This is a genomic window from Microbacterium sp. LMI1-1-1.1 (assembly GCF_040815675.1).
In the GTDB taxonomy this organism is placed as follows: Bacteria; Actinomycetota; Actinomycetes; order Actinomycetales; family Microbacteriaceae; genus Microbacterium.
Window position 1 is genome coordinate 861,109 of record NZ_JBFPNN010000001.1, and the last position, 24,729, is coordinate 885,837.

At 72.0% G+C, this 24,729-nt stretch carries 26 protein-coding genes, 4 tRNA genes and 1 pseudogene; 16 read left to right on the forward strand and 15 right to left on the reverse strand.

Annotated features, from left to right (window positions below; genetic code table 11):
• The first annotated feature begins 13 nt into the window (after window positions 1-13).
• Together MRBLMI1_RS04025 and pdxY are read left to right on the forward strand one after the other, a co-directional pair.
• The gene (locus MRBLMI1_RS04025; RefSeq protein WP_367726850.1) at window positions 14-1,354 is read left to right on the forward strand and encodes an aminotransferase class I/II-fold pyridoxal phosphate-dependent enzyme; all 1,341 of its coding nucleotides are present in this window, start codon (window positions 14-16) and stop codon (window positions 1,352-1,354) included.
• Window positions 1,351-2,202 (forward strand): pyridoxal kinase PdxY, encoded by an 852-nt coding sequence (gene pdxY, locus MRBLMI1_RS04030; protein ID WP_367726851.1) that lies wholly within the window; start codon window positions 1,351-1,353, stop codon window positions 2,200-2,202. The genes MRBLMI1_RS04025 and pdxY overlap by 4 nt, the downstream gene beginning before the upstream one ends.
• A 276-nt stretch (window positions 2,203-2,478) precedes the next feature.
• Here pdxY and MRBLMI1_RS04035 read toward each other — a convergent pair whose 3' ends face one another.
• Together MRBLMI1_RS04035 and thrS are read right to left on the reverse strand one after the other, a co-directional pair.
• A complete protein-coding gene (locus tag MRBLMI1_RS04035) occupies window positions 2,479-3,000 on the reverse strand; it encodes an HIT family protein (RefSeq protein ID WP_367727601.1) in 522 nt (173 codons plus the stop codon).
• A gap of 98 nt (window positions 3,001-3,098) precedes the next feature.
• Window positions 3,099-5,108, reverse strand: coding sequence for a threonine--tRNA ligase (thrS, locus tag MRBLMI1_RS04040; protein WP_367726852.1), 2,010 nt, complete (start codon window positions 5,106-5,108; stop codon window positions 3,099-3,101).
• Window positions 5,109-5,181: 73 nt separating this feature from the next.
• Here thrS and MRBLMI1_RS04045 point away from each other — a divergent pair, with 73 nt between their 5' ends.
• Window positions 5,182-6,345, forward strand: a complete 1,164-nt coding sequence (locus MRBLMI1_RS04045) for an SLC13 family permease (RefSeq protein WP_367726854.1) — start codon at window positions 5,182-5,184, stop codon at window positions 6,343-6,345.
• 198 nt (window positions 6,346-6,543) lie between these two features.
• Here MRBLMI1_RS04045 and MRBLMI1_RS04050 read toward each other — a convergent pair whose 3' ends face one another.
• Window positions 6,544-6,936 (reverse strand): TIGR03618 family F420-dependent PPOX class oxidoreductase, encoded by a 393-nt coding sequence (locus tag MRBLMI1_RS04050; RefSeq protein WP_367726855.1) that lies wholly within the window; start codon window positions 6,934-6,936, stop codon window positions 6,544-6,546.
• 203 nt (window positions 6,937-7,139) lie between these two features.
• On the opposite strand from MRBLMI1_RS04050, the gene MRBLMI1_RS04055 reads away from it, so the two are divergent.
• The 9 genes from MRBLMI1_RS04055 (at window position 7,140) to MRBLMI1_RS04095 (ending at window position 16,236) form a co-directional block, all read left to right on the forward strand.
• Window positions 7,140-8,234: an MSMEG_0568 family radical SAM protein gene (locus tag MRBLMI1_RS04055; protein ID WP_367726856.1), complete on the forward strand. Its 1,095-nt coding sequence runs from the start codon at window positions 7,140-7,142 to the stop codon at window positions 8,232-8,234.
• Window positions 8,234-9,625, forward strand: a complete 1,392-nt coding sequence (locus tag MRBLMI1_RS04060) for an MSMEG_0567/sll0787 family protein (RefSeq protein WP_367727611.1) — start codon at window positions 8,234-8,236, stop codon at window positions 9,623-9,625. Before MRBLMI1_RS04055 ends, MRBLMI1_RS04060 begins: the two co-directional genes overlap by 1 nt.
• 117 nt (window positions 9,626-9,742) lie before the next feature.
• Window positions 9,743-10,270: an MSMEG_0572/Sll0783 family nitrogen starvation response protein gene (locus MRBLMI1_RS04065; protein ID WP_367726857.1), complete on the forward strand. Its 528-nt coding sequence runs from the start codon at window positions 9,743-9,745 to the stop codon at window positions 10,268-10,270.
• A gap of 8 nt (window positions 10,271-10,278) precedes the next feature.
• Window positions 10,279-11,181: a carbon-nitrogen hydrolase family protein gene (locus MRBLMI1_RS04070; RefSeq protein WP_367726858.1), complete on the forward strand. Its 903-nt coding sequence runs from the start codon at window positions 10,279-10,281 to the stop codon at window positions 11,179-11,181.
• Complete coding sequence (locus MRBLMI1_RS04075; protein WP_367726859.1) at window positions 11,174-11,473, forward strand: MSMEG_0570 family nitrogen starvation response protein; 300 nt, start codon at window positions 11,174-11,176, stop codon at window positions 11,471-11,473. Before MRBLMI1_RS04070 ends, MRBLMI1_RS04075 begins: the two co-directional genes overlap by 8 nt.
• Window positions 11,470-12,723 carry an MSMEG_0569 family flavin-dependent oxidoreductase gene (locus MRBLMI1_RS04080; RefSeq protein ID WP_367726862.1) on the forward strand — a complete coding sequence of 418 codons (1,254 nt, stop codon included), beginning with the start codon at window positions 11,470-11,472 and terminating at the stop codon, window positions 12,721-12,723. The genes MRBLMI1_RS04075 and MRBLMI1_RS04080 overlap by 4 nt, the downstream gene beginning before the upstream one ends.
• Window positions 12,724-12,748: 25 nt before the next feature.
• Window positions 12,749-13,606 carry a carbon-nitrogen hydrolase family protein gene (locus MRBLMI1_RS04085; protein WP_367726865.1) on the forward strand — a complete coding sequence of 286 codons (858 nt, stop codon included), beginning with the start codon at window positions 12,749-12,751 and terminating at the stop codon, window positions 13,604-13,606.
• A 45-nt stretch (window positions 13,607-13,651) separates the two neighbouring features.
• Window positions 13,652-14,797 carry an MSMEG_0565 family glycosyltransferase gene (locus MRBLMI1_RS04090; protein ID WP_367726866.1) on the forward strand — a complete coding sequence of 382 codons (1,146 nt, stop codon included), beginning with the start codon at window positions 13,652-13,654 and terminating at the stop codon, window positions 14,795-14,797.
• The gene (locus tag MRBLMI1_RS04095; protein WP_367726868.1) at window positions 14,797-16,236 is read left to right on the forward strand and encodes an AMP-binding protein; all 1,440 of its coding nucleotides are present in this window, start codon (window positions 14,797-14,799) and stop codon (window positions 16,234-16,236) included. Before MRBLMI1_RS04090 ends, MRBLMI1_RS04095 begins: the two co-directional genes overlap by 1 nt.
• Before the next feature lie 102 nt (window positions 16,237-16,338).
• Here MRBLMI1_RS04095 and MRBLMI1_RS04100 read toward each other — a convergent pair whose 3' ends face one another.
• The 6 genes and pseudogenes from MRBLMI1_RS04100 to MRBLMI1_RS04125 all read right to left on the reverse strand — a co-directional run bounded on the left by MRBLMI1_RS04100 (window position 16,339) and on the right by MRBLMI1_RS04125 (window position 18,008).
• Window positions 16,339-16,752 (reverse strand): PPOX class F420-dependent oxidoreductase, encoded by a 414-nt coding sequence (locus tag MRBLMI1_RS04100; protein ID WP_367726869.1) that lies wholly within the window; start codon window positions 16,750-16,752, stop codon window positions 16,339-16,341.
• Window positions 16,749-17,222 (reverse strand): annotated as a pseudogene (locus tag MRBLMI1_RS04105) (gamma-glutamyl-gamma-aminobutyrate hydrolase family protein); the annotation flags it as partial. The pseudogene MRBLMI1_RS04105 and the gene MRBLMI1_RS04100, both read right to left, overlap by 4 nt.
• An 18-nt stretch (window positions 17,223-17,240) precedes the next feature.
• Window positions 17,241-17,525 (reverse strand): hypothetical protein, encoded by a 285-nt coding sequence (locus MRBLMI1_RS04110; protein WP_367726872.1) that lies wholly within the window; start codon window positions 17,523-17,525, stop codon window positions 17,241-17,243.
• Between the two features lie 173 nt (window positions 17,526-17,698).
• A tRNA-Val gene (locus tag MRBLMI1_RS04115) sits at window positions 17,699-17,773 on the reverse strand.
• Between the two features lie 27 nt (window positions 17,774-17,800).
• A tRNA-Cys gene (locus tag MRBLMI1_RS04120) sits at window positions 17,801-17,871 on the reverse strand.
• Between the two features lie 64 nt (window positions 17,872-17,935).
• A tRNA-Gly gene (locus MRBLMI1_RS04125) sits at window positions 17,936-18,008 on the reverse strand.
• Between the two features lie 152 nt (window positions 18,009-18,160).
• Between MRBLMI1_RS04125 and MRBLMI1_RS04130 the strand changes: the two genes are divergently transcribed.
• Window positions 18,161-18,236: transfer RNA gene (locus tag MRBLMI1_RS04130), tRNA-Val, on the forward strand.
• Between the two features lie 159 nt (window positions 18,237-18,395).
• Here the strand turns inward: MRBLMI1_RS04130 and MRBLMI1_RS04135 are convergent.
• Complete coding sequence (locus MRBLMI1_RS04135) at window positions 18,396-18,737, reverse strand: hypothetical protein (RefSeq protein WP_367726873.1); 342 nt, start codon at window positions 18,735-18,737, stop codon at window positions 18,396-18,398.
• Window positions 18,738-18,789: 52 nt separating this feature from the next.
• On the reverse strand, window positions 18,790-18,957 hold the full coding sequence (locus MRBLMI1_RS04140; protein ID WP_367726874.1) for a hypothetical protein: 168 nt from the start codon (window positions 18,955-18,957) through the stop codon (window positions 18,790-18,792).
• Window positions 18,958-19,131: 174 nt separating this feature from the next.
• Between MRBLMI1_RS04140 and MRBLMI1_RS04145 the strand changes: the two genes are divergently transcribed.
• The gene (locus MRBLMI1_RS04145; RefSeq protein ID WP_367726876.1) at window positions 19,132-19,605 is read left to right on the forward strand and encodes a MarR family winged helix-turn-helix transcriptional regulator; all 474 of its coding nucleotides are present in this window, start codon (window positions 19,132-19,134) and stop codon (window positions 19,603-19,605) included.
• Between the two features lie 22 nt (window positions 19,606-19,627).
• On the opposite strand, the gene MRBLMI1_RS04150 is transcribed toward MRBLMI1_RS04145, so the two are convergent.
• From MRBLMI1_RS04150 to zapE, 4 genes are all read right to left on the reverse strand, one after another.
• Complete coding sequence (locus MRBLMI1_RS04150) at window positions 19,628-19,984, reverse strand: hypothetical protein (protein WP_367726878.1); 357 nt, start codon at window positions 19,982-19,984, stop codon at window positions 19,628-19,630.
• A gap of 108 nt (window positions 19,985-20,092) precedes the next feature.
• Window positions 20,093-20,620: a type II toxin-antitoxin system PemK/MazF family toxin gene (locus MRBLMI1_RS04155; protein WP_367726881.1), complete on the reverse strand. Its 528-nt coding sequence runs from the start codon at window positions 20,618-20,620 to the stop codon at window positions 20,093-20,095.
• 82 nt (window positions 20,621-20,702) lie between these two features.
• Complete coding sequence (locus tag MRBLMI1_RS04160; protein ID WP_367726882.1) at window positions 20,703-21,971, reverse strand: ammonium transporter; 1,269 nt, start codon at window positions 21,969-21,971, stop codon at window positions 20,703-20,705.
• Between the two features lie 168 nt (window positions 21,972-22,139).
• Window positions 22,140-23,177, reverse strand: coding sequence for a cell division protein ZapE (gene zapE / locus MRBLMI1_RS04165; protein WP_367726884.1), 1,038 nt, complete (start codon window positions 23,175-23,177; stop codon window positions 22,140-22,142).
• Window positions 23,178-23,296: 119 nt separating this feature from the next.
• On the opposite strand from zapE, the gene MRBLMI1_RS04170 reads away from it, so the two are divergent.
• Together MRBLMI1_RS04170 and MRBLMI1_RS04175 are read left to right on the forward strand one after the other, a co-directional pair.
• The gene (locus MRBLMI1_RS04170) at window positions 23,297-24,199 is read left to right on the forward strand and encodes a sulfurtransferase (RefSeq protein WP_367726887.1); all 903 of its coding nucleotides are present in this window, start codon (window positions 23,297-23,299) and stop codon (window positions 24,197-24,199) included.
• Window positions 24,200-24,287: 88 nt separating this feature from the next.
• Window positions 24,288-24,728, forward strand: a complete 441-nt coding sequence (locus MRBLMI1_RS04175; RefSeq protein ID WP_367726889.1) for a SufE family protein — start codon at window positions 24,288-24,290, stop codon at window positions 24,726-24,728.
• The last annotated feature ends 1 nt before the right edge of the window (window position 24,729 follow it).

Consider the following 24,729-nt stretch of genomic DNA (forward strand, 5'->3'; position numbering starts at 1 on the left):
GGACGGGAGGGGCATGAGCGTCGACATCGCGGGCCGATCGGCCTCGGAGATCTCCGCCGACCTGCGCGCGCGCATCGAGCGCGGGGAGCTGCGTCCCGGCGACGCCCTGCCGCCGGTGCGGCAGCTGGCCGCCGACCTCGGGGTCAACCGCAACACCGTCGTCGCCGCCTACCGGCAGCTCGCTCAGGCGGGACTCGTCGTCGCCCGCGGGCGCGGCGGCACCCGGGTCGCCGATCCGCGTGCGGTCGCCCAGGAGGGGTACGCCCCCGACACGGTCCTCCGCGACGTCGGCACGGGCAATCCCGATCCGGCGCGCATCCCCGACTACGCCTCCGCGCTCGCCCGTTCGAGCCGGCCCGTCCTGTACGGCGAGCCCGTCGTGGACCCGGACCTGGAGGCCTGGGCCCGCGGCTGGATGACCGACGAGCTGCCGCAGGGGGACGTCCGCATCACCGTGACGAGCGGAGCGAGCGACGCGATCGAGCGCCTGCTCGCGGCCGCGCTGCAGCGCGACGACGCGATCGCGCTGGAGGACCCGTGCTTCCTCTCCGCGATGCACACGGTGCGGACCGGGGGCTACCGCGCGGTGCCGGTGCCGGTGGATGCCGCCGGCATGACCCCCGACGGGCTCCGTGCCGCGCTGGCCGCGGGCGTGCGCGCGGTGATCTGCACGCCCCGGGCGCACAACCCGACGGGGGCGAGCCTCACGGCCGAGCGCGCGGCGGAGCTGCGCACGGTCCTCGCCGACCACCCCTACGTCCTCGTCATCGAGGACGATCACTTCTCGCTCCTCTCGCGCGTGCCGCTGCACTCCGTCATCGGCCCCGGACAGCGCCGGTGGGCGCGCATCCGGTCGGTCTCGAAGTTCCTGGGGCCGGACCTGTGCCTCGCCCTCACCGCCTCCGATGCCGAGACCGCCGACCGCCTCGCGGTGCGGCTGACCCCCGGCACCACGTGGGTCAGCCACATCCTCCAGCGTCTCGCCCTCACGCTCCTCACCGACGAGGGCGTGCGCGACGACATCGCGGACGCGGCCCGCCACTACGCCGCGCGGAACGCCGCCTTCGCACGGCTGCTGGGGGATCGAGGCATCCCGGTCCCCGTCGGGGACGGACTGAATCTGTGGGTGCCGCTGCCGGCTCCGGCGGCCGAGGTCCGCGAGGATCTCATGCGCCGCGGGTGGCTGGTGCGCGGCGGGGAGCACTTCCAGCTCTCGCCCCACCGTCCGGGCGAGCACCTGCGGCTGACGGTCCACGACCTCGACGACGACGCCGCCCGTCAGCTCGCCGACGACATCGCCGCGGCCGTGCGTGCGCGCGGCGGTCGGGACAGGAGTGGGAGGATCGGAGGATGAAGGTCCTCTCGATCCAGTCCGCCGTCGCGTACGGTCACGTCGGCAACTCCGCCGCCGTCTTCCCCCTCCAGCGCATCGGCGTCGAGGTGCTGCCGGTCTACACGGTCACCTTCTCCAACCACACCGGCTACGGCGCGTGGCGGGGACCGCTCATCTCCCCCGAGGACGTCGCCGCGGTCATCGCCGGCATCGAGGACCGCGGTGTGTTCCCCGAGATCGACGTGGTCCTGTCGGGCTACCAGGGCGGCGAGGGCATCGCCGACGTCATCATCGACACGGTCGCGCGGGTGAAGAAGGCGAACCCGGATGCCGTCTACGCGTGCGACCCGGTCATGGGCAACGCCAAATCGGGGTGCTTCGTCGCCCCCGCCATCCCGGACCTGCTCCGTGAGCGCGTCGTGCCGGTGGCCGACATCCTCACGCCGAACCAGTTCGAGCTCGGCTTCCTCACCGGGACCGAGCCGGGGAGCATCGACTCGACGCTCGCGTCGGCCGACCTCGTGCGCGCCCGCGGACCCCGCACCGTGCTGGTGACCAGCGTCGAGCGCCCCGACCGCGAGGCCGACACGATCGAGATGATGGTCGTCGCCGACGCGGGCGCGTGGATCGTCCAGACGCCCCTCATCCCGATGAAGGCGAACGGGTCGGGCGACGTCACCGCGGCCCTGTTCACCGCGCACCTGCAGCGCACGGGCGATCCCGCCGACGCCCTGGCCCGCACGGCGTCCAGCGTCTTCGACCTGCTGTCGAACACGTACGAGGCGGGCTCCCGCGAGCTGCGCCTCATCGAGTCGCAGGAGGCGTACGCGCACCCGCGCCTGCAGTTCCCCGTACGTCAGGTGCGCTGACCCGCGCCTGCCGCCGGCGCTGACTGGGCGCAGAAGTACGCCGGGGAGCCCCCGCGCGCGTACATCTGCGCCACGTCACCGCCACGACGACGAAAACCAGCGCTGACTCGGCGCAAATGCACGCCAGAAGCCCCCGCGCGCGTACATCTGCGCCACGTCACGGCCACGACGACGAAAACCAGCGCTGACGTGGCGCAAATGCACGCCAGAAGCCCCCGCGCGCGTACATCTGCGCCACGTCACGGCCCCCGCAACAGCAGCGGGCCAGGCAGAGGGTCAGGCGGCGCCGGCCCCCGCCGCCCACGCGTCGGCGACCGTGCGGCGGACGTCGCCCAGCAGCTGCGGCAGCGCCTTGGTCTTGGCGATGATGGGGAAGAAGTTCGCGTCCGAGGCCCAGCGCGGCACGATGTGCTGGTGCAGGTGCCCGTCGACGCCGGCACCGGCGATCGCGCCCTGGTTCATGCCCAGGTTGAAGCCGTCGCACCGCGAGACCGCGCGGAGCACGCGCATGCCCTGCTGCGTCAGGTCGCCGATCTCCGCCACCTCCTCGGGGGTCGCCTGGTCGTACGTGGCGATGTGCCGGTACGGGCAGACCAGGAGGTGCCCCGAGTTGTACGGGAACAGGTTGAGCAGCACGTAGGCGGTGCGGCCGCGGGCGACGATCAGGCCGTCCTCGTCGGTCTTGCCCGGTGCGGCGCAGAACGGGCAGTTCTGCTCCATCGGCTCGCGCCCGGCCTGGATGTAGGCCATCCGGTGCGGCGTCCACAGGCGCTGGAACTCGTCCGGGACCCCGGCCAGCTCGCCGGCGGCGACGAGCTCGACGGGCGTGCCGTCGGACGCGGTGCCGGACGCCGTGGCATCCGGGATCCCTCCGCCCGGCGCGTCGGGCGCCTGCGTCACGCGAGGTCCTCCGCCGTGTCGACGAGGGTGCGCGCGCTGATCGCGCCGCGGACGCGGGCGACCGCCTCGGCGACGGGGATGCCGTTGAGCTGCGTGCCGTCGCGGAACCGGAAGGACACGGTGCCGTTCGATCGGTCCTGCTCGCCGGCGATCAGCATGAGCGGGACCTTCTGCGTCGTATGCGTGCGGATCTTCTTCTGCATGCGGTCGTCGCTGTGGTCGACCTCGGCACGGACGCCCCCGGCCTTCAGATCCGCGACGATGTCCTGCAGGTAGTCGCCGTACTCGGCGGCCACGGGGACCGCCACGACCTGGACCGGCGCGAGCCACACCGGGAACGCACCCGCGTAGTGCTCGAGCAGGATCGCGAAGAAGCGCTCGACGGAGCCGAACAGGGCGCGGTGGATCATGACGGGACGGTGCTTCTCGCCGTCGGGACCGGTGTACTCGAGCTCGAAGCGCTCGGGCTGGTTGAAGTCGAGCTGGATGGTCGACATCTGCCACGTGCGGCCGATGGCGTCGCGCGCCTGCACCGAGATCTTCGGGCCGTAGAAGGCGGCCCCGCCCGGGTCGGGCACGAGCTCGAGGCCGGACGCCTCGGCGACCTCGCGGAGCGTCTCGGTCGCCTCGGTCCAGAGGGCGTCATCGCCGATGAACTTCGGGTTGCCCTCCTCCTTCGTCGACAGCTCCAGGTAGAAGTCGTTGAGGCCGTAGTCGCGCAGCGTCTGCAGCACGAAGTCGAGGCTGTGGGTCAGCTCGCCCTTCACCTGGTCGGCGGTGACGTAGATGTGGGTGTCGTCCTGCGTCATGCCGCGCACGCGCGTGAGGCCCGAAAGCGTGCCGCTCTTCTCGTAGCGGTAGACCGACCCGAACTCGCTCAGGCGCAGGGGCAGCTCGCGGTAGCTGCGCCCGCGCGAGCGGAAGATCAGGTTGTGGAACGGGCAGTTCATGGGCTTGAGGTAGTACTCCTGGCCCTCGCGCGAGACGTGCCCGTCGGCGTCCACGACCTCGTCGAGCACCATCGGGGGGTACATGCCGTCGGCGTACCACTGCAGGTGGCCGCTCGTCATGAACAGGTCGCCCTTGGTGATGTGCGGGGTGTTGACGACCTCGTAGCCGCTGGCGAGCAGGCGCTCGCGCATGTACCGCTCGATCTCGTAGCGGATGATGCCGCCCTTGGGGTGGAACACCGACAGCCCCGGGCCGATCTCGTCGGGGAACGAGAAGAGGTCGAGCTCCTTGCCCAGCTTGCGGTGGTCGCGCTTGGCGGCCTCCTCGAGACGGTGCTGGTAGGCGCGCAGCTCGTCCTTGGTGGGCCAGGCGGTGCCGTAGATGCGCTGGAGCTGGGGGTTCTTCTCGCTGCCGCGCCAGTAGGCGCCGGCGATGCGGGTGAGGTCCCACCCGTTGCCGATGAGGCGCGTGCCGGGAACGTGGGGTCCGCGGCACAGGTCCTTCCACGCCGTCTCGCCGTCGCGGGTGACATTGTCGTAGATCGTCAGCTCGCCGGCGCCGACCTCGACCGACGCGCCTTCGGCCGCCTCCGCGGAGCCGCCCTTCAGCCCGATGAGCTCGAGCTTGAACGGCTCGGCGGCCAGCTCGGCCCGCGCCTCGTCGTCGCTGACGACCCGGCGCACGAACCGCTGGTTCTCGCGGACGATGCGCTCCATCTCCTTCTTGATGACCTTGAGGTCGTCGGGGGTGAAGGGCTCGTCGACCTGGAAGTCGTAGTAGAAGCCGTCGGTGACGGGCGGACCGATGCCGAGGTTCGCCTGCGGCTTGACGCGCTGCACCGCCTGCGCGAGGACGTGCGCGGTGGAGTGGCGCAGGATCGACAGGCCGTCGGCGCTGTCGATCGTCACGGCCTCGACATCGTCCTCGGCGGTGACCGTCGTGGCGAGGTCCTTCAGCTCGCCGTTCACGCGCAGCGCGACGACCGATCGATCGGGGAAGAGGGCGAAGCCGTCGGCGGGGAAGGTCTGCTCCGACGGCAGGGCGGCATCAGTCAAGGCGGTCTCCAATAAAGCTCGCTCCCAGGCTACCCGCAGGGTGTGGCGCCGACGGCACGCGGCGTGCCCCATCATGGGACCCGTGACCCTGGCGATCATCGGCGGCGTGCTCTGGCTTCTCGGCATCGTCGCCCTCCTCACCGGAGCCCTGCCCACCGACGACGCCCTCGCCGTCGCGGAGCGCGTGTGGCCCATCCTGCTGTTCGTCGTCGCCGTCACGGTCGTCGCGGAACTGGCATCCAAGGCCGGCCTGTTCGACGTCGTCGCCGCCCGCCTGGCGCGGGTCGCGCGCGGGCGGACGGCGCTGCTGTGGATGCTCGTGGTCGTGCTCGCCGTGGTGGCCACGGCGTTCCTCTCCCTGGACACCACGGCGGTGCTGCTGACGCCGGTCGTCGTCGCGATGGCCGTCGCGCGGAAGATGGACCCGCTGCCGTTCGCCTTCGTCACCGTGGTGCTGGCCAACACGGCGTCGCTCGTCCTGCCGGTGTCGAACCTGACGAACCTGCTCGCCTCCGACGCGCTCGGCGGCGGCCACGACCCGATCGCCTTCCTCGCCCTCCTCGGCCCCTCCGCGCTCATCGCGATCCTCGTGTCGGTCGCCGTGCTGACGGCGGTGTTCCTCCGCCGCCTGCCGCGGACCTACCCCGACGCCCCCGCCCCCGCCGTCGCCGATCCCCTGCTCCTGCGCGTGTCCGGGGTGGTGACCGTGGCCCTCCTGCCGCTGCTCGTCATCGGGCTGGAACCCTGGATGCCGGCGGTCGGCGCCGCGATCGTGCTCGTGGCCGTGTTCGCCTGGCGTGCGCCGCGGGCGCTCGGCATCCGTCTCGTCCCCTGGTCGCTGCTCGTGTTCGCCGGCGGGCTGTTCCTCGCGGTGGGCGCCCTCGAGGCGCTGGGCATCGGACGGGTGACGTCCGTCCTGGCCGGCACCGGCGACGACCTCGTGTCGCTCTGGCAGCTGGCCGGCGCCGGCGCGCTCGCGGCCAACGGCATCAACAATCTGCCGGCCTACCTCGCGCTGGAGTCGGCCGCGGGGTCGCCGGCACGGCTGGCGGCTCTGCTGATCGGGGTGAACGCCGGTCCGATCGTCACGCCCTGGGCGTCGCTGGCGACGCTGCTGTGGCACGACCGCCTCGTCGCGGCGGGCGTCGAAGTGCGCTGGTCGCGGTTCGTGGTGCTCGGCGCGGTGATCGCCCCGCTGATCCTGCTGCTGGGCGTGCTACCCCTCGCCCTCGTCTGACCGGGACGGCGCCGGGGGCCGCGGCGCCCGCAGCCGCTCGCCGGACTCCGGAGTCCGTGCGCGTGTGCGCGCTCACCGGCGCGAATCGGCGCTCACCGGCGCGAATCGGCGCTCACCGGCGCGAATCGGCGCGACGGCAGCGCGAATCTCCGGAGTTGCGCGAGCCCGTTCTTCCGGAGCCGGGCACGGCCGGCCGCGTCACTCGTCGTACGCGCGCCCCCAGGCGCGCCCGGGCTCGACGAGCCAGGCGACGAAGTTCTCGCGGATCGGGTACGGCTCGCCGGTGTAGAGCGTCGAGATGCGGTCGACGACCTCCAGGGCCGCGGCGCCCTCGAGACGCTCCACCGCGGTGCCGCGGACGAACGCCATCGCGAGCGGGTCGTCGGGCTTGGTCACCGAGACGGCCACGCGCGGGTCGCGCTGCAGGTTCCGGTCCTTCAGCGCCCCCGCCTCGGTGAAGAAGGCGAGCCGCTCCCCCTCGACGCCGACCCACACCGGAACGGAGTGGGGCGCCCCGTCCTTCATCAGCGTCGACAGGTGCGCGACGGCGGTGGTCTCGAAGTACGGCTTGGCGGTGGTCCAGTCGCTCATGCGGAGGCCAACGCCGAGACCGCCGCGGTTCTTCCCGCCCCGATCGCCCCACTCCCCCGGAATCGGCTCCCCCGAGGCCGGCTCCCCCTCCCCGATCGCCCGCCGCCCGCGGGCCGGACGCGATACGACGCCCCGTCCGCCGCGAAACACGACTGCTATCCGGTGGTCGTCGTGCGGAAACAGTCGAGGTCTCTACTGGGGGCATGACCAACGAAGCCGTCCACACCGACATCCATCCGGATCGTGTCGCGACCCGGGTCAGTCTCGCTCTGCTCGGCGTCCGCAGCGACGCCCCGGTCCGCCGCTCCGGCGGGGCGGGTCCGAGCGACGACGGTCACTTCGTGATCGACGGCGACGGCGCCGCGATCCCCTTGAATCCGAACAGTCCCTACGTCGTGTCCGCGGCGGGCCGCCTCACCCGGGACGGCGCGGACCTCGGCTTCGACGTCGCGCCGGTCGTCCGGCCCCGCTTCTACGACCTGCAGACGTCCGAGGGCGTCGCGTACGACAAGATCGCCAAGCTGCACGGCAAGAACGTCCTCGCCACGACGGTCGTGCAGACGTGCGTGCGGTACGACGAGAGCGAGCGCTGCCGCTTCTGCGCCATCGAAGCGTCCCTCGACGCGGGCACGACCATCGCGGTCAAGACGCCGGCCATGCTCGCGGAGGTCGCCGAGGCCGCGGTGCGTCTGGACGGGGTCACCCACATGGTGATGACCACCGGCACGTCGAACGGCTGGGACCGCGGCGCGAAGCACCTCGCCCGCTGCGTGCGTGCGGTCAAGGCGGCCGTGCCGCAGCTCGAGATCCAGGTGCAGTGCGAGCCGCCGGCGGACCTCCAGGCCATCACGGACCTGTACGACGCGGGCGCCCGGTCCATCGGCATCCATGTCGAGTCCATGGACGACGAGGTGCGGCGGAGATGGATGCCGGGCAAGTCGCGGGTCGGCCTGGACGAGTACCGCGCCGCCTGGCGCGAGGCGGTGCGGGTGTTCGGCTGGAACCAGGTGTCGACCTATCTCATCGTCGGCATGGGTGAGGAGCCGGATGCCGCCGTCGAAGGCGCCCGCGAGCTCATCGAGATGGGCGTCTACCCCTTCGTCGTCCCGTTCCGCCCGCTGAAGGGCACTCTCGCCACCGACGTGGACCGGGTGCCGGCGCCCCATCGCGCCACGGTGGACCACATCACGACACGGGTCGCGGCGCTGCTGCAGGCGGCGGGCATGCGGGGCGAGGACCAGCGCGCCGGGTGCGCGGCATGCGGGGCGTGCAGCATCCTCAAGACGGCGGGCGCGTGATGTTCGACTTGCCCGTCCTGACGGGGGCGCTCCCGCGGCAGGCGGCGGCGGCGTGGGAGATCCGCGTCGCGGACCCCGGCCAGGTCCGGGCGTACCGGGACCTCCGCCGCGACGTGTTCGTCGCCGAGCAGGGCCTGTTCCCGGACTCGGACCGCGACGACGTCGACGACGATCCGCGGACGATCGTCCTCGTCGCGGTCACGGCGGAGGGCGAGATCCTCGGCGGCGTCCGCCTCGCCCCCGCGACCCCGCGTGACATCGGCTGGTGGACCGGCGGGCGGCTCGTGGTCCGCCGCACGGCACGGCACGCCGGCGGGATCGGCCCGGAGCTGGTCCGCGCCGCCTGCCGGGAGGCGCTGCGACGCGGCGTCCTGCGCTTCGAGGCGACCGTGCAGGTCGCGAACGAGCCGCTGTTCCGCCGCCTCGGATGGGTGCGGTGGGGGGCGGCATCCGTCTCCGGGGTCCCGCACGTGCGCATGCGCTGGCCGATCGACCGGATCGCGGAGCTCGTCGCCGCGACGAAGCTGCCGCTCGGCGACGTGCTCGCCGGACTGCGCGACGACCACCCCGCCGGACTCGGCGGCGACGGCTGGATCGGCGACGACGGCGCCCTCGTCGCCGGGACGGACGTGGTCGTGGCGACCGACGCGATCCTGCCCGCGATGATCGAGAAGGACCCCGAGTGGGCCGGCTGGTGCGGGGTGCTCGTCAACGTCAACGACGTCTCCGCGATGGGCGCGCGGGCGGTGGGACTGATGGATGCCGTCGCGGCACCCACCCCGTCGGCGGTGCGTCGCATCGTCTCGGGGCTGCGCAGCGCGGCCGTGGCCTGGGGCGTGCCGATCCTCGGCGGGCACACGCAGGTGCGCGCGTCGCCGTCGCTCGCGGTCACCGCCATCGGGCGGACCGTCTCCCCCGTCCCCGGCGGCGGAGGGAGGGCGGGACACCCGCTCGGCCTCACCGTCGACCTGCACGGGCGCTGGCGGCGCGGCTTCGAGGGGCGGCAGTGGGACTCGACCTCCTCCCGCACCGGCGAGGAGCTGCGGCACCTCGCGGGGCTCATCCCCGGCCACCGTCCCGCCGCCGCGAAGGACGTCAGCATGGCCGGCATCGTCGGCACCGCCGCGATGCTCGCCGAGGCGTCCGGCACCGGCGCGCGCATCGACGTGGCCGCCGTCCCCGCGCCGGACGGCGTGGCCTTCGGCGACTGGATGACGTGCTTCCCCGGCTTCGGGATGGTGACGGCCGGAGCGCCGCCGCTGGCCTCCCCGCTCGCCGCATCCGCGACGGTTGGCGAGCTGACCACCGCCCCGGGGGTGACCCTGCACTGGCCGGACGGCGTCGAGACCCGGGCGGTCGACGCCGGGGCCACCGGTCTCGGTGCGGCGTAACACGACCTCATTCCGACCGAAACCATTCCGAAACGCCCGGCGCCCACGCTGGGAACAGGGAAACCGATCCACACCCGACTGCTCCACCCCTGCACCACCGACGCGAAGGACATCATCATGACCTCTGACCTCGACGCGCAGATCGCGGAGAACATCGCCGCCTCGCTCAAGGAGATCCCCCACCCGTCGCTGCCGAAGGGCAGCAACATCTACGGCTCCACCAAGCTCTTCCCCGACTTCCAGGCGGAGAACGGCGAGAGCTACTTCACCCTCATCCACGGCATCCCGCACGAGTCCTCGGTGAGCTTCGTCGCGATCCTCCAGGCGACCCGCGCGCTCCGGAAGGGCTTCGAGTCGGCGATCTACCTGTACGGCCCGGGCACCCTCGCGGCCGCCGCGAACCGCGGCTTCCCGACCACGGGCGACGCGGGCTTCCCCGGCGAGCTGAACATGAACAACTCGCTCGAGACGTTCATCAAGGAGGGCGGCACGGTCTACTGCTGCCGCTTCGGACTCGCCCTGCACGGCATCCGCGAGGAGGACATCATCGAGGGCGTCATCCCCGCGCACCCGCTCGACGTGCAGGACGCGGTCATCTACTACGCCCGCAAGGGCGCGATCATCAACTCCGTCTACAACCTCTGAGGTCCGCCGTGTCGATCACCGTCGCCTCCGTCTCGGCCAACTTCACCCGGGACCTGGAGCAGAACTACGCGCTCATCGCCGATCTGGTGGCCGAGGCGCGGGCCGCGGGGGTGTCGTTCCTGGCCTTCCCGGAGGCCGCGATCGGCGGATACCTGTCGTCCCTCGGCAATCACGGCGACACCGTCAAGACGACGACCCGGTCGATGCCGCCGGCCATCCGTCTCGACGGCCCCGAGATCGCCCGGGTGCAGGAGATCGCCGGCGACATGATCCTCACCATCGGCTTCTGCGAGCTCGCCGACGACGGGGAGACGCGGTACAACGCCGCCGTGTGCCTCGACGGCGACACCGTCTACGGCTCGTACCGCAAGGTGCACCAGCCGCTGGGCGAGAACATGTCGTACTCGGCCGGCGACGCCTACGCGGCGTTCGACACCCCCGTCGGGCGGGTCGGGATGCAGATCTGCTACGACAAGGCGTTCCCCGAGGCCGCACGCATGCTCGCCCTCGACGGCGCCGAGATCATCGTCAGCATGTCGGCCTGGCCGGCGGCGCGCACCGCGACCGCGGAGAACCTGCAGGACGATCGCTGGACCTATCGGTTCAACCAGTTCGACATCGCGCGGGCTCTCGACAATCAGGTGTTCTGGATGGCATCCAATCAGTCGGGCACGTTCGGGTCGCTGCGCTACGTCGGCAACGCGAAGGTCGTCGACCCGGGCGGCAACATCCTCGCCACGACACTCCTCGGCACGGGGCTCGCGATCGCCGAGATCGACATCGCGGAGACGTTCCGGGCGATGCGCGGCGGCATGTTCCACCTGCGCGACCGGCGTCCGGACGTCTACGGCCCCGTAACGCGGACCGGCGGCGCCGGGGTCGACGGGTGGCGGGAGCTCGCTCATGCCTGAGATGCGATTCACCGTCGAGTGGCCCGACGGGATGCGGACCTCGCACTACTCGCCGAGCCTCGTCGTTCACGACTTCCTCGTCACCGGCGAGCGCTATCCGGTCGCGGACTTCGTGTCGCGCACGCGGGAGGCGCTCGACATCGCCAGCGAGCGGGTGCGGGCGGCCTACGGGTTCGCGTGCACCTCGGCCGCGGCCTCGCAGGCCGAGATCGCCCGCGCCGCGGACGGCCACGGGACGGGCGAGGTCGTCGTCCTCGCCATGGAGCCTCCGCTCCCGGCGGTGCCCGCGTGATCCCCGTCGAGATCGAGGCGGGCCGGCACTACTCGGCCGTCGTCGTCGGCGGCGGGCAGGCCGGGCTGGCGGTGAGCCGGCACCTCGTCGAGCGCGGGGTCGACCACGTGGTGCTGGAGCGGTCCTCGATCGCCCACGAGTGGCGGGACGGGCGGTGGGACAACTTCACCCTCGTGACGCCGAACTGGCAGTGCCGTCTGCCGGGGTATCCGTACGCCGGGCCCGACCCCGACGGCTTCATGCGGCGCGACGAGGTGTACGCCTGGGTCCGCGGCTACGCCGACACCTTCGACGCCCCCGTGGCCGAGCAGGTGGGCGTGGAGCGGGTGGCGCGGCGCGACGACGGCGCCTTCCTCGTGACCACGACCGCCGGGACCGTCTCGGCCGACGCCGTCGTGTCCGCCACCGGCGGCTACCACGAGCCCCTCGTGCCCGCCTGGGCCGCCGATCTGCCGCCGTCGGTCCGACAGCTGCACTCGCACGAGTACCGCAACGGTGGACAGCTGCCGGGCACGGTCCTCGTCGTGGGGACCGGTCAGTCCGGCACGCAGATCGCGGAGGACCTGCACCTGGAGGGGCGCCGGGTGCACCTCGCCGTGGGCCGGGCGCCCCGCGTCGCCCGCTTCTACCGGGGCCGCGACTGCATGACGTGGCTGGCCGACATGGGGGTCTACGACATCCCCGTCGGGGCGCAGGCCGCCGCCAAGCGCGCGGCGACCAACCACTACGTCACCGGGCGCGACGGCGGGCGCGACATCGACCTGCGCGCGTTCGCCGCGCAGGGCATGGCGCTGCACGGACGTGCCGTCGGGATCACCGGGGGCCGGCTGCACTTCGACGACGCACTCGCCGCGAACCTCGACCACGCCGACGACGTGGCCGCCTCCATCAAGCGCGACATCGACGCGTTCATCGCGCGTGAGGGCATCGACGCGCCGGCCGAGCCGCCCTACCGGCCGGTCTGGGCTCCTCCGCCCGGACCCACCTCGGTCGGCCTGGACGAGATCGACGCCGTCGTGTGGGCGATCGGGTTCCGGCCCGACTGGTCGTGGCTGGGAGACCTGGCGGTGCTGGATGCGCAGCGGCATCCCGTGCACGACCGGGGCGTGACCGCCGAGCCCGGGTTCTTCTTCGTCGGGCTGCCGTGGCTGCACACGTGGGGGTCGGGCCGGTTCCACGCGATCGCCCGGGATGCCGCCCACGTGGCGGCGCAGGTCGACGCGACCGCGTCGGCTCTCGCCGTGCGGTGAGGCGGGGTCCCATTAGCCTGCTGACATGGGATCGGTGACGATGGCCGCCGTCGCGGCCCACTTCGGGCGCGATGTCGAGCGCACGCTGGCCAAGCTCCCCGGGATCGTCGCGGACGCGCGGTCGCGAGGCGTCGACCTGCTCGTGCTGCCGGACGCGACGATCGGCGGCTACCTCCTCGACCTGCACCACCCCGTGGGGGACGGCGACAGCGTTCCGCACTCCGTGGAGATCGACGGACCGGAGGTCGCCGCCATCGTCGCACTCGCCGGCGACATGACGGTGTGCTTCGGCATCGCCGAGCGGGCAGTGGAGGACGGCGGCGAGCGCCGATACAACACGGCGGTGTGCGTCACCGGCTCGGGGGTCCTCGGCACGCACCGCAAGGTGCACCTGCCCCTGGGCGAGGGCGAGGTGTACGAGCCGGGGTCGGCGTTCGAGGCCTTCGACACCCCCGTCGGGCGCCTGGGCATGCTCATCGACTTCGACAAGACCTTCCCGGAGGCGGCGCGGTCGCTCGCCCTGAACGGGGCGGAGATCCTCGCGTGCCTGAGCGCGTGGCCCGCCAGCGTCACCGACCGGTCCGACCGCATCCGCAACGACCGTCAGGCGCACCTGTTCGACCTGTACGACTGCGCGCGGGCCGCGGAGAACCAGGTCTACCTCGTCTCGTCCAACCAGACCGGCGTCCTCGGCGGACTGCGCTTCCTCGGACAGGCCAAGGTCGTCGACCCCGCGGGCGAGATCGTCGCCAAGACGTGGGCGAAGGGCGGTCTGGCCGTCGCCGAGGCCGACGTCGCCGGCGACATCGCCCGTGCCCGCCGCTCGCTGAACCACCTCGCTCAGCGCGTCTCCCCCGCCTACCGCCTGGACGCGCCGGTCTGACGACCCCGCCCCGCCCCGACCGCCGCACACGCAGGGAGGACACCGTTGCATATCGCACTGCTGACCTACTCCACCAAGCCCCGCGGCGGCGTCGTGCACACGCTCGCCCTCGCGGAGGCGCTCGCCGCCCGGGGGAACGACGTCGCGGTGTGGACGCTCGGGCGCGGCGCGGACACCGCCTTCTTCCGCCCGGTGCGGCCGGAGGTGCGGGTGCGGGTCGTCCCGTTCGCGGCGCGGGACGGCGAAGGAGTCGGCGAGCGCATCGAGCGGTCCATCGACGTCATGTCCGCCGCCCTGGACACCGACGCGGACGTGGTCCACGCCCAGGACTGCATCTCCGCCAACGCCGCCCTGCGCCGCGGCATCCCGGTCCTGCGCACCGTCCATCATCTCGACGCCTTCACCACGCCCCAGCTGGTCGCGTGCCACGACCGCGCCGTCCGGGAGCCGGTGGCGCTGCTGAGCGTGTCCGCGGCCGTGTCGGCGGAGGTCGAGGGGCTCTACGGCCTCCGCCCGCACGTGATCCCCAACGGCGTGGACGCCTCGCGCTTCGCGGCGGCGGCGGGACCGGATGCCGCCCCCGCGCGCGACCGCTGGAGGTCCGAGCTCGGCGACTACGTCCTGGCGCTCGGCGGCATCGAGCCGCGCAAGGGCTCGATCGACCTGCTGGAGGGGTTCGCCCGGCTTCGGGCGAGCCATCCGTGTCTGCGGCTCGTGTTCGGCGGAGGGGAGACCCTGTTCGACTACCGCGACTACCGCGCGGCGTTCGACGCCCGCGCCGCCGAGCTGGGGATCGTCCCCACGGTCCTCGGCACCGTGGACGACGACGCGCTGCCCTCGCTCGTCGCGGCTGCGCGGGTGCTCGGGTTCGTCTCCACGAAGGAGGGCTTCGGTCTCGCCGCCATGGAGGCTCTCGCCGCGGGGACGACGGTGGTGGCCCGCGATCTCCCCGTCATCCGGGAGGTGTTCGGCGATGCCGTCCTGTACGCCTCGACGCCCGAGGAGATCGCGTTCCGCATCGGCAGCGCGCTCACGGCATCCGGCGACGTGGATCGCGACGCGGGCCGGCGCCTGGCCCGGGCGCATACGTGGGATGCCGCCGCGCGCGCGCACGAGGCGTTCTACCGCGACGTGATCGGGCAGACCTCCTCCTCGGGCACCGCCGCGCACGCTCCCGCCCGGACGCGGTGATGGCGGCGCCGACGTTCTCCGCGCTGCTGGCCGATCGGGCCCGACGCGCGCCGGAGGAGCCGGTCGTGGTCGACGATCGCGAGACGCTCACCGCCCGCGGGCTCGACACCGCGGCCACGTCCCTGGCTCACACCCTGCGCCGGCGCGGTGTGGGACTCGACGACACCGTCACGATGTCGATGGCGAACAGCGTCGACGTCGTCATCGCCTGCGTCGGCGTCTGGCGCGCCGGAGCGACCCCGCAGCTGCTCGACCCCCGCCTGCGCCGCGAGGAGCGCGCGGCCCTGGAGGGTCTGGACCGTCCCGCCGCGGCGATCGGGGCCGCACCCGTCGACGGCTCGATCCCCTGGCTGCCGAGCGCGCGCGTGGCGCCCGACGCCGGGCCGCTGCCCGATCTGGCCGCATCCTCGTGGAAGGCGGCGACGACGTCCGGTTCCACCGGGAGGCCGAAGATCGTGCGGGCCGCCGCGCCGGCCCGCCTCGACCCGGAGCGCCCCGTGGCCGCGTTCCTCCCCCGGACCGGCACGCAGCTCGTGGCCGGGCCGCTCTGGCACTCCGCGGTGTTCACCTACGCGTTCCGCGGTCTGCTGACCGGACAGCGGCTGGTCGTCATGGACCGCTTCTCATCCGACGACTGGATCGACCGCGTCGAGACCCACCGCGTCACGTGGGGGCTGCTCGTCCCGACGATGATGGCGCGGCTCCTGCGCCTCCCCGAGGCTCAGCGGGACCCGGCGCGCGTGACGAGCCTGCACGCGGTCCTGCACATGGGGGCGCCCTGTCCCCCGGACCTCAAGCGGGCGTTCCTCGCCTGGCTCGGACCCGAACGGGTCGACGAGGTGTACGCCGGGAGCGAATCGAACGGCCTCACCCTCATCGGCGGGGTCGACTGGCTCGCGCATCCCGGCAGCGTCGGCCGTCCCATCGGGGGCACTCGGCTCCGCATCCGCGACGACCGCGGCGACGACGTCCCCACCGGCCGGCCAGGGCGGATCTGGATGCACCGCGGGGACGACGCGGCCTACGCCTATGTCGGCGCGCGCTCCCGGCGGGACGCGGACGGGTGGGACACCCTCGACGACATCGGGCACGTCGACGCGGACGGCTTCCTCTTCGTCCACGACCGCGCCGACGACATCGTCAACCGCGCCGGCACCAAGGTGGCTCCGGCGACGGTCGAGAGCGCCCTGGCATCCCACCCCGACGTGGTGGAGGCGGTGGCGTTCGGGGTGCGCGACGACGACCTCGGGTCCGCGGTGCACGCCGTCGTCCGGCTGACCGACGACCCGGCGCCCCTCCACGACATCCTCGCCTTCGGGCGGTCCCGCCTCGGACCCGTGCCGCTGGACGCCCTGCACGTGACGACGTCACCCCTGCGGAACGACGCCGGCAAAGTCCGGCGGTCCTCCCTCGCCGACGAGTTCGCCCCGCACGCCTGACCCGGTGGCATCCCTTCGATGAACGCTCCCTGCCCCGGGAAACGGGCTCACCCCGCGTTTCCGAGTGCAGCGGGCGTTTCTCAGCGATAGCGCCCGCGCGGCTCAGTCGGCGCGGGAGATGCGGATGATCACGCGGTCGCCGGGACGCCGCTGCAGGCGCCGTACGACGGCCTCGACGCCGAGGATCATCCGGAACTGCAGCCCGTACTTCTTCTTCAGGGCCCGCTCCGCGCGCGGGTCGCCGGTGTGCGGCCCCGCGATCCGGGCGACAGCCGTGAGCTCGGTGGCATCCGGTTCCACCTTCCCCATCCGGCTGCAGGGCCGCAGGGTGACGCGCGGGTCGTTGCGCAGGCGCTTCACCTTGCCCGTGTGACGCTCGCTCGTGACGACGAGCTCGTCGCCGTCGGGGGCGATCCAGACCGGGACCGCGACGAGGTCGCCGTTGCGTCGGTACGTTCCGAGGGAGACGAAGGATGCCGCGGCGATCTCGTCCCAGACCGGGTCGGGGGTGCTCATCCGCTCACGCTAGCGCCCTGCGGGCGCGAGGAGCCGGTGCGGTCGCACGCGTCGTGGGCGAGCGTGAGCAGGTCGGTGAGGACGGTCCCCTGGGCGCCGACGTCCTCGGGATGCCATTGCACGCACCACAGCGGCGCGCTGACGTGCTCCAGCGCCTCGACGGTGCCGTCCTCGGCCCGCGCGGTGACGCGCAGCTCCGCGCCGAGACGGTCGACGGCCTGATGGTGAGCGCTGCGGACGGTGAGCTGCGTCGCGCCGAAGACCCGCGCCATCGCGCTGTCGGGCTCGACGGTGATGCCGTGGTCGACCATGCAGTCGGACACGCTGCCCGGGTTCACGTGCGCGTCGCCCTCGAGGTGCGGCACGAGCGTGCCCCCGAGCGCGACGTTGACGATCTGCATCCCCCGGCAGATGCCCACGACGGGACGGCCGGCGGCGACCGCCGCGCGGATGAGGTCGACCTGCGCCCGGTCGGCCGCGGGGAAGGTCTACCCCACCCGCGGGTCGTCGACGTCGCCGCCGTACAGCGCGGGGTCGACGTCCTCACCGCCCATGACGATCAGCGCGTCCGCGGCGGTCACCCGGTTCGCGCGGTCACCGGCGGGCAGCGACCCGGCGGCGACGCGGTCCACGAGGAACCCGCTGTCCGCGGCGGCTCGCAGCACGCCGGCGGTCAGCTCGTTGAGCTTGTCCTCGTACGCGGGGTCGTCGCGCCCCCCGTCGACCACGTCGAGCACCAGCAGGACCGGGCGTTCCCGGGCGGAGTCGTTCACCCGTTCATCGTGGCACGCCGCGCGCCCTCGCTCTTGCCCGGTAAACGCTCCCCGCCGGTGGAAACGCGGCGGCACGGCGTTTCCCCCAGCTCGAAGCGTTTACACGACGGGATGCCGCTTCGCGCAAGCCCGCCGAACAAACAGAAAACCCCCGGAGGTCCGGGGGTTTCAGGTGGTGCGCGATACTGGGATCGAACCAGTGACCTCTTCCGTGTCAGGGAAGCGCGCTACCGCTGCGCCAATCGCGCCTGTGAAGGCTGTTCTGTTATGAGGCGAGGTGGCGACGGGATTCGAACCCGTGTAAACGGCTTTGCAGGCCGGTGCCTAGCCGCTCGGCCACGCCACCGTGTGTGGTTCGACCCACGTGTCGTGATCCCCGTCGGTTTCCCAGACGGAGACTCCTCCACTCGAGCGGATGACGAGACTCGAACTCGCGACCCTAACCTTGGCAAGGTTATGCGCTACCAACTGCGCTACATCCGCATTTCGTTCCCGGGGCTTGCCCCGAGCACTCGTAAGACATTACCCGATCCTGGCGCATGCGCAAAACGGTGCGCGGCCCGCGCGTGTCTCCCCGGGTGGTTCGAAGCACCGCTCGGCATCCGCTACGATCGATGAGTCCCGTTCGGGACGACGGGCGATTGGCGCAGTTGGTAGCGCGCTTCCTTCACACGGAAGAGGTCATCAGTTCGAGTCTGGTATCGCCCACCACGAAACCCCCCCGGTCGACCGGGGGGTTTTCCTGTTTCCGGGTGCCGTCGGGCAACAGGAAATCCGCGGCGGAGACGCCCCGAGGACGGCGAAGCCCCCGGCGTCACACGAGACGACCGGGGGCTTCGAACGAACCGGGGGCGCACTCCCCCGCCGCGCTCAGGCGGCGGCGGCGAGCTGGACGCGGTGCGCGTCCTCCTGCTGCTGCCACGTGGCGGCGTTCAGCAGCAGACCGGACGACATGGCCGCCTGGTCCGCGAGCTGGCGCAGGTACCCCCCGGAGAGGCGCACCGGCTCGGCGCTCGAGAAGTGGAAGCGCAGGGAGATCGACGGCTGGATCCACAGCGTCGTGCGCGAGTGGGCGGCCGCGGCGTCCGTCCACGTGAGGGTGAACGACTCGCTCCGCCGGAGCTTGGTCGCGAGGACGACCTGCAGGTACTGCAGCAGTCGGTCGTCGATCTCGATCGGCTGGGGGTCGGAACCGTAGAAGAGCTTGCCCATGAGGACTCCTGGCTGTGTGGTGCGCGTGCGGAGGAAGAGAAGGGGGACCGGGTCAGAAGACCAGCGGCGCGAGCACGGCGAGGCCTGCCGCCGAGGTGACGACGGCCGCAACGACGACCGCGGTCGACAGCCGCTGCGCCGTGGCCTCAGCCGGAGACGGAACGAACGTCGACCGGCGCAGGCGCGAGGGCTGGCCCCAGGTGAACACGTTGGTGGTCATTACGGTTTCCTTCCGTCTCGGTCCGGAGACACTCAACCCCGGTGATGATCAACCTAGCATGTATTTAAGGCCGTTAGGTAAAGCACCGAGAAGTATTCTGCGATGATGATCAGCAGGGGAACCTTAGGTGTCTAGTTATAGTGAGAAGGCACCGATGGACATGGGGAGCACACGATGACCGCAGAGACGAGCGAGACCTCGCCGCTGATGGCGGCGCTCATGCTGTTCTGCCGAGAACGAGCCATCGCGGCCGCACAGGCGCGGAAAGAGCTCGAGGTGAACGAGTTGGATGCGAAGGCGATCCTCTACATCGCGACCCATGCCGGCGCCCGCCCCTCCGAGCTCGCCGGCCACCTCCGCGTGACCTCGGCCGGCGTCACGACCATGGTCGAGCGCCTCGTACGCCGCGGCATCCTCCGCCGCGAAGCAGACGAGGCCGATCGCCGCGTCAGCCACATCCACCTGGCCGTGTCCCTCGACGAGGAGCCGTGGTCGCAGCTGACCCGCTTCCACGACGCGTTCCGCGCCGTCGTCTCTCAGCTCGATTCCGAGGTCGAGCGGGAGCTGGCGGTGTTCCTGACGCACGCGACGCTCACCGCCCGCGACGAGATCGACCGCTCCGCGACCGGCGCGACGTCAGCCGCCTGACGCCCGCCGGACCGCACCACGCTCAGGCCGAGGGCACCTCACCGGCGAGCTGCGCCATGTGCTCGACGGACTTGCGCTGCAGGAACGCGCACAGGTCGGCGGCGTTCGCGATCTCGCGGCAGAGGTCGTAGACGTCCTCGGGCGAGAGCTCGGTCACCTCGGGCTGCGCCTCGAACGTCACACGCCAGTCCGGGACGCCGACGGCGATGGGTGCGAGGTACACGGACGTGGTGGCATTCGCGAGCGGGAAGATCACCAGGCCGCTGTCGACGCCGTCCACGGGCTCCTGGTCGGCGACGTAGGCCGTTCCCCCGCCCGCACCGCTCGCGGCGAACTCCTCGAGCCACGACTGCAACAGGTCCTTGCTGCGAAACGGCACTTGGCGCACCCTCCGTTGTCCTCGCGGAAGACGCTCCGCTCAGAAAATCGTACGACAGCGCCGCCCCTTTCCCGACCACGTCCAAGAACCGGCGTCAGCCGGGGAGCGTCAGGCTCGGCGCCACCCGTAACGCGCCGACAGCGCCGCGGCGATCCGGTCGAACCGCTGCCGGTCCAGCGCCGCGGCCTCCCGCCGCATGGCCGCGTCCGGGACGACGTAGACCTGCTCCACGTCGACCCACGACGGACGCCCCTGCGGGTCCCACGCGCCGGCTCCGAGCGCCAGGTAGTCGGCATCCCCGGCGTGCGGCTTGCTCGTCAGGCGCACCGCGAACGAGTGGGCGGCGTCCCGTCGGCCGAGCACGAGCACGGGACGGTCCTTGCCCCGCCCGTCGCGCTCCTCGTAGGGCACCCAGGTCCACACGATCTCGCCGCCGTCCGGCGCCCCGTCCCGCTCGGGGGCGTACGTCAGCGTCAGACCCCGCGGGCCCGGCGGGGCGATCTCGAGGGTGCCGCCCGTGGCATCCCGATTCCGGATGCCGCCCGGCCGCGCGCTCGGAGCGGGCTCGCGGGTCGGCGGCGTCGACGGGCGGAACGCCCCCAGGAGCGCGGACAGCAGGCGTGAGGCGGTTCCCATGTGTTCACCCTAGACAGCCCTGCGCGCACGACGGAGGGGCGCCACGGACGAATCCGTGACGCCCCTCGGGCCGAGGCTGAGATCAGCCGCGGGTGTCGCTGAGGACGTAGCCCTCCTCGCCGTGGACGATGGTGTCGATGCCGGCCACCTCGTCCTCGTTGCGGACGCGGAAGCCGATCGTCTTCTCGATCGCGAAGCCGATGACGTAGGCCAGGACGAAGGAGTAGACGAGCACCGCGAGCGCGGCGATGGCCTGCACGAGCAGCTGCGTGAGCGAGCCGCTGTAGATGAGACCGGTGCCGTTGGCGAAGATGCCCAGGTACAGCGTGCCGAGGAGGCCGCCGACCAGGTGGATGCCGACCACGTCGAGCGAGTCGTCGAAGCCGAGCTTGAACTTCAGCTCGATGGCGAGCGCGCAGACCGCACCGGCGACCAGGCCGAGGACGATGGCCCAGAAGGGGGTCAGCGAGGCGCAGGCCGGGGTGATGGCGACGAGACCGGCGACGGCACCCGAGGCGGCGCCGACCGAGGTGGGCTTGCCGTCCTTGATCTTCTCGACGAGCAGCCAGGCGAGCAGCGCCGCGGCGGGAGCGGCGATCGTGTTGACGAAGGCCAGAGCGGCGGTGCCGTCGGCAGCGAGCTCCGAACCGGCGTTGAAGCCGAACCAGCCGAACCACAGCAGACCGGCGCCCAGGAGGACGAACGGCGGGTTGTGGGGGACGTGAGCGCCCTTCTGGAAGCCGACGCGCTTGCCGAGGACGAGCGCGAGGGCGAGCGCCGCGGCACCGGCGTTGATGTGCACCGCGGTACCGCCCGCGAAGTCGATCGCACCCACCCCGAACACGGTCTGCATGCCGTGGGTGATCCAGCCGCCGTAGGCGAAGGAGCCGTCGTCGGCGAGGCCGAAGTTGAAGACCCAGCTGGCGACGGGGAAGTAGACGACGGTCGCCCACACGGTGGCGAAGATCATCCACGCGCCGAACTTGGCGCGGTCGGCGATGGCGCCGGAGACCAGCGCGACGGTGATGATGGCGAACGTGGCCTGGAAGGCGACGAAGGCCAGCGGCGGGTAGGCCGCGTCCTCAGGCGTCTCGAGCAGGCTGGTCAGCCCGAGAGCGGTGAAGTCGATCGACCAGGGGGCGACGGTGCCCTCGGCGGCCGGGAACGCGATCGCGTAGCCGTACAGCACCCACAGGACGCCGATCAGGCCCATGGCGCCGAAGCTCATCATCATCATGCTGATGACGCTCTTCGCCTTGACCAGACCGCCGTAGAAGAACGCGAGTCCTGGCGTCATGAGCAGCACGAGTGCCGCTGCTATCAGGATGAATGCGGTGTTGCCTTGATCCATCTCGGAGGAAACCTCTCTGCAGGGACGCCGGGAGCGCGTCGGGTCCCCCCAGTGTTGCCGCGCCGGGTTTCCCCGGGCCCCCGCCCGCTGTTTCCGGGATGTTACGAGCGTGCCGCGGAGGTAAACATCGCGTTTCGCACTCCCGAGAGGTGGGAATGAGGTTGCGGGTCAGGAATGGGTGAGCGCGACGAGTCGAGAGACGGCGCGCAGGTACTTCTTGCGATAGCCGCCGCCGAGCATCTCCTCGGCGAACACCGTGTTCAACGGCACGCCCGTGGCGCGGATCGGGATCTGCGCGTCGTACGCCCGGTCCACGAAGGCGACGAGCCGCAGCGCGGCGGACTGGTCGTGCAGGACCTCGACGTCGCGCAGGCCGATGACGTCCAGTCCGTCGATGAGACGGATGAATCGCGAGGGGTGCACGCGGGCCAGGTGGCCGATCACGCCCGAGAACGCGTCGTCGGATGCCACTCCCCCGGTCGCCGCGCCGTCGACGGCGTCGCGGTAGTCCGCGTCGGAGAGGACGCGCGCCTCGCCGTCGATCGCGCGCTGACGGAAGTCGGTGCCGTCGATGCGGATGGTGCGGAAGCTGTCGGACATCGACTGGATCTCGCGCAGGAAGTCCTGCGCGGCGAAGCGCCCCTCGCCGAGAGCGTTGGGCGGCGTGTTCGAGGTGGCGGCGAGCTTGGTCCCGGATGCCACGAGCTCTCCGAGCAGCCGGGTCATGACCATGGTGTCGCCGGGGTCGTCGAGCTCGAACTCGTCGATGCACAGCAGATCCGACCCGCGGAACAGCTCCACCGCCTTGGCGTACCCCAGGATGCCGACGAGCGCCGTGTACTCGATGAACGACCCGAAGTACTTCCGGCGGGCGGGCATCGCGTGGTAGATCGAGGCGAGCAGGTGGGTCTTGCCGACGCCGAACCCGCCGTCGAGGTACACACCGGGCTTGACCGGCGGCGTCTTCTCCGCGCGACGGAAGAAGCCGACCTTCTTCACCGGGGCCGTGGCGCCGCCGGCGAAGGCCTGCAGCAGCTCCTTGGCCTCCTGCTGCGACGGGTACGCCGGGTCGGCGCGGTAGGAGTCGAACGTCGCGCCGTCGAACTGGGGCGGCGGGACGAGCGCGTCGACCATCTCGGCACCCGAGACGGCGGGATCGCGGTCGACGAGGTGAATGAGGCCGGTCGTCGCGGGCGAAGAGGTCATGGCCGTCCTGTGTCGCAGTCTTACGGGAGGGGTGCGTGCACCCACGGGCGGTCCTAGGGTCGTTGGTGCGGTGTCCACCCTACGCCGCGATCACCGCCGCACCGACCGAGGAGCCCTCCGTGACCGTCGAGTTCGACACCACGTCCCCCAAGTTCGCCGCGTACTCCGAGCCCGGCCGGCTCGTGACCGGCGAATGGCTGCAGGAACGACTCGGGACGCCCGGTCTCGTCGTCGTCGAGTCCGACGAGGACGTCCTGCTGTACGAGACCGGCCACATCCCCGGCGCCGTCAAGGTCGACTGGCACACCGAGCTGAACGACCCGGTCGTCCGCGACTACGTCGACGGCGAGGGTTTCGCGAAGCTCCTCAGCCGTAAGGGCATCTCGCGCGACGACACCGTCGTCATCTACGGCGACAAGAACAACTGGTGGGCCGCCTACGCCCTGTGGGTGTTCTCCCTCTTCGGGCACGAGGACGTGCGCCTGCTCGACGGCGGACGCGACAAGTGGATCGCCGAGGGCCGCCCCCTGACGACGGATGCCACGAGCCCCGAGCCGACGGACTACCCCGTCGTCGAGCGCGACGACTCCGTGCTGCGCGCCTATAAAGAGGACGTGCTCGCGCACCTCGGCAACCCGCTGATCGACGTGCGCTCCCCGGAGGAGTACTCGGGCGAGCGGACCTCCGCCCCCGCCTACCCCGAGGAGGGCGCGCTCCGCGCCGGCCACATCCCCACCGCGCAGAGCGTGCCGTGGGCGAAGGCCGTCGCCGAGGACGGCGGCTTCAAGTCGCGCGAGGAGCTCGATGCCATCTACCGCGAGGGCGCGGGTCTGAAGGACGGCGACTCCGTCGTCGCCTACTGCCGGATCGGAGAGCGGTCGAGCCACACCTGGTTCGTGCTCAAGCACCTGCTCGGCTTCGACGACGTGCGCAACTACGACGGGTCCTGGACCGAGTGGGGCAGCGCGGTGCGCGTGCCGATCGTCTCCGGCGCGGAGCCGGGCGAGGTCCCCGGCCGCTGACGGAAGCGGCCCGACGACGACGCCGCTGAGCGAAGCGGCCCTGAGGGCGATCGCGCCGCCGCATCGCGGGCGTGGGAGGATGGCGGAGATGTCCGAGACCGTCCTCCCCGCCCGCCTCGCCGAGATCCGCGAGGAGTTCCTCGAGCTCGACGAACCCGACCGCCTGCAGCTGCTGCTCGAGTTCTCGCAGGAGCTGCCCGAGGTGCCGGCGCAGTACGCCGACCACCCCGAGATGTGCGAGCGCGTGGCCGAGTGCCAGTCCCCCGTCTACATCGTCATCGACGTCGACGACGACGACCGCGTCGCGATGCACGCCACGGCCCCGGCCGAGGCCCCCACCACGCGCGGGTTCGCCAGCATCCTGGCCCAGGGTCTGACGGGGCTCACCGCGGACGAGGTCCTCGCCGTCCCGGACGACTTCCCGCAGAGCATCGGCCTGACCCGCGCGGTCAGCCCGCTCCGGATCGCCGGCATGACCGGCATGCTCATGCGCGCCAAGCGCCAGGTGCGCGCCAAGCGCGGCGCCTGAC

Coding starts and splice junctions, on each gene's coding strand:
- MRBLMI1_RS04025 (WP_367726850.1), top strand. CDS start 14: ATGAGCGTCGACATCGCGGGCCGATCGGCCTCGGAGATCTCCGCCGAC.
- pdxY (WP_367726851.1), top strand. CDS start 1,351: ATGAAGGTCCTCTCGATCCAGTCCGCCGTCGCGTACGGTCACGTCGGC.
- MRBLMI1_RS04045 (WP_367726854.1), top strand. CDS start 5,182: ATGGGACCCGTGACCCTGGCGATCATCGGCGGCGTGCTCTGGCTTCTC.
- MRBLMI1_RS04050 (WP_367726855.1), bottom strand. CDS start 6,936: ATGAGCGACTGGACCACCGCCAAGCCGTACTTCGAGACCACCGCCGTC.
- MRBLMI1_RS04055 (WP_367726856.1), top strand. CDS start 7,140: ATGACCAACGAAGCCGTCCACACCGACATCCATCCGGATCGTGTCGCG.
- MRBLMI1_RS04060 (WP_367727611.1), top strand. CDS start 8,234: ATGTTCGACTTGCCCGTCCTGACGGGGGCGCTCCCGCGGCAGGCGGCG.
- MRBLMI1_RS04065 (WP_367726857.1), top strand. CDS start 9,743: ATGACCTCTGACCTCGACGCGCAGATCGCGGAGAACATCGCCGCCTCG.
- MRBLMI1_RS04075 (WP_367726859.1), top strand. CDS start 11,174: ATGCCTGAGATGCGATTCACCGTCGAGTGGCCCGACGGGATGCGGACC.
- MRBLMI1_RS04085 (WP_367726865.1), top strand. CDS start 12,749: ATGGGATCGGTGACGATGGCCGCCGTCGCGGCCCACTTCGGGCGCGAT.
- MRBLMI1_RS04095 (WP_367726868.1), top strand. CDS start 14,797: ATGGCGGCGCCGACGTTCTCCGCGCTGCTGGCCGATCGGGCCCGACGC.
- MRBLMI1_RS04100 (WP_367726869.1), bottom strand. CDS start 16,752: ATGAGCACCCCCGACCCGGTCTGGGACGAGATCGCCGCGGCATCCTTC.
- MRBLMI1_RS04135 (WP_367726873.1), bottom strand. CDS start 18,737: ATGGGCAAGCTCTTCTACGGTTCCGACCCCCAGCCGATCGAGATCGAC.
- MRBLMI1_RS04140 (WP_367726874.1), bottom strand. CDS start 18,957: ATGACCACCAACGTGTTCACCTGGGGCCAGCCCTCGCGCCTGCGCCGG.
- MRBLMI1_RS04145 (WP_367726876.1), top strand. CDS start 19,132: ATGACCGCAGAGACGAGCGAGACCTCGCCGCTGATGGCGGCGCTCATG.
- MRBLMI1_RS04155 (WP_367726881.1), bottom strand. CDS start 20,620: ATGGGAACCGCCTCACGCCTGCTGTCCGCGCTCCTGGGGGCGTTCCGC.
- MRBLMI1_RS04160 (WP_367726882.1), bottom strand. CDS start 21,971: ATGGATCAAGGCAACACCGCATTCATCCTGATAGCAGCGGCACTCGTG.
- zapE (WP_367726884.1), bottom strand. CDS start 23,177: ATGACCTCTTCGCCCGCGACGACCGGCCTCATTCACCTCGTCGACCGC.
- MRBLMI1_RS04175 (WP_367726889.1), top strand. CDS start 24,288: ATGTCCGAGACCGTCCTCCCCGCCCGCCTCGCCGAGATCCGCGAGGAG.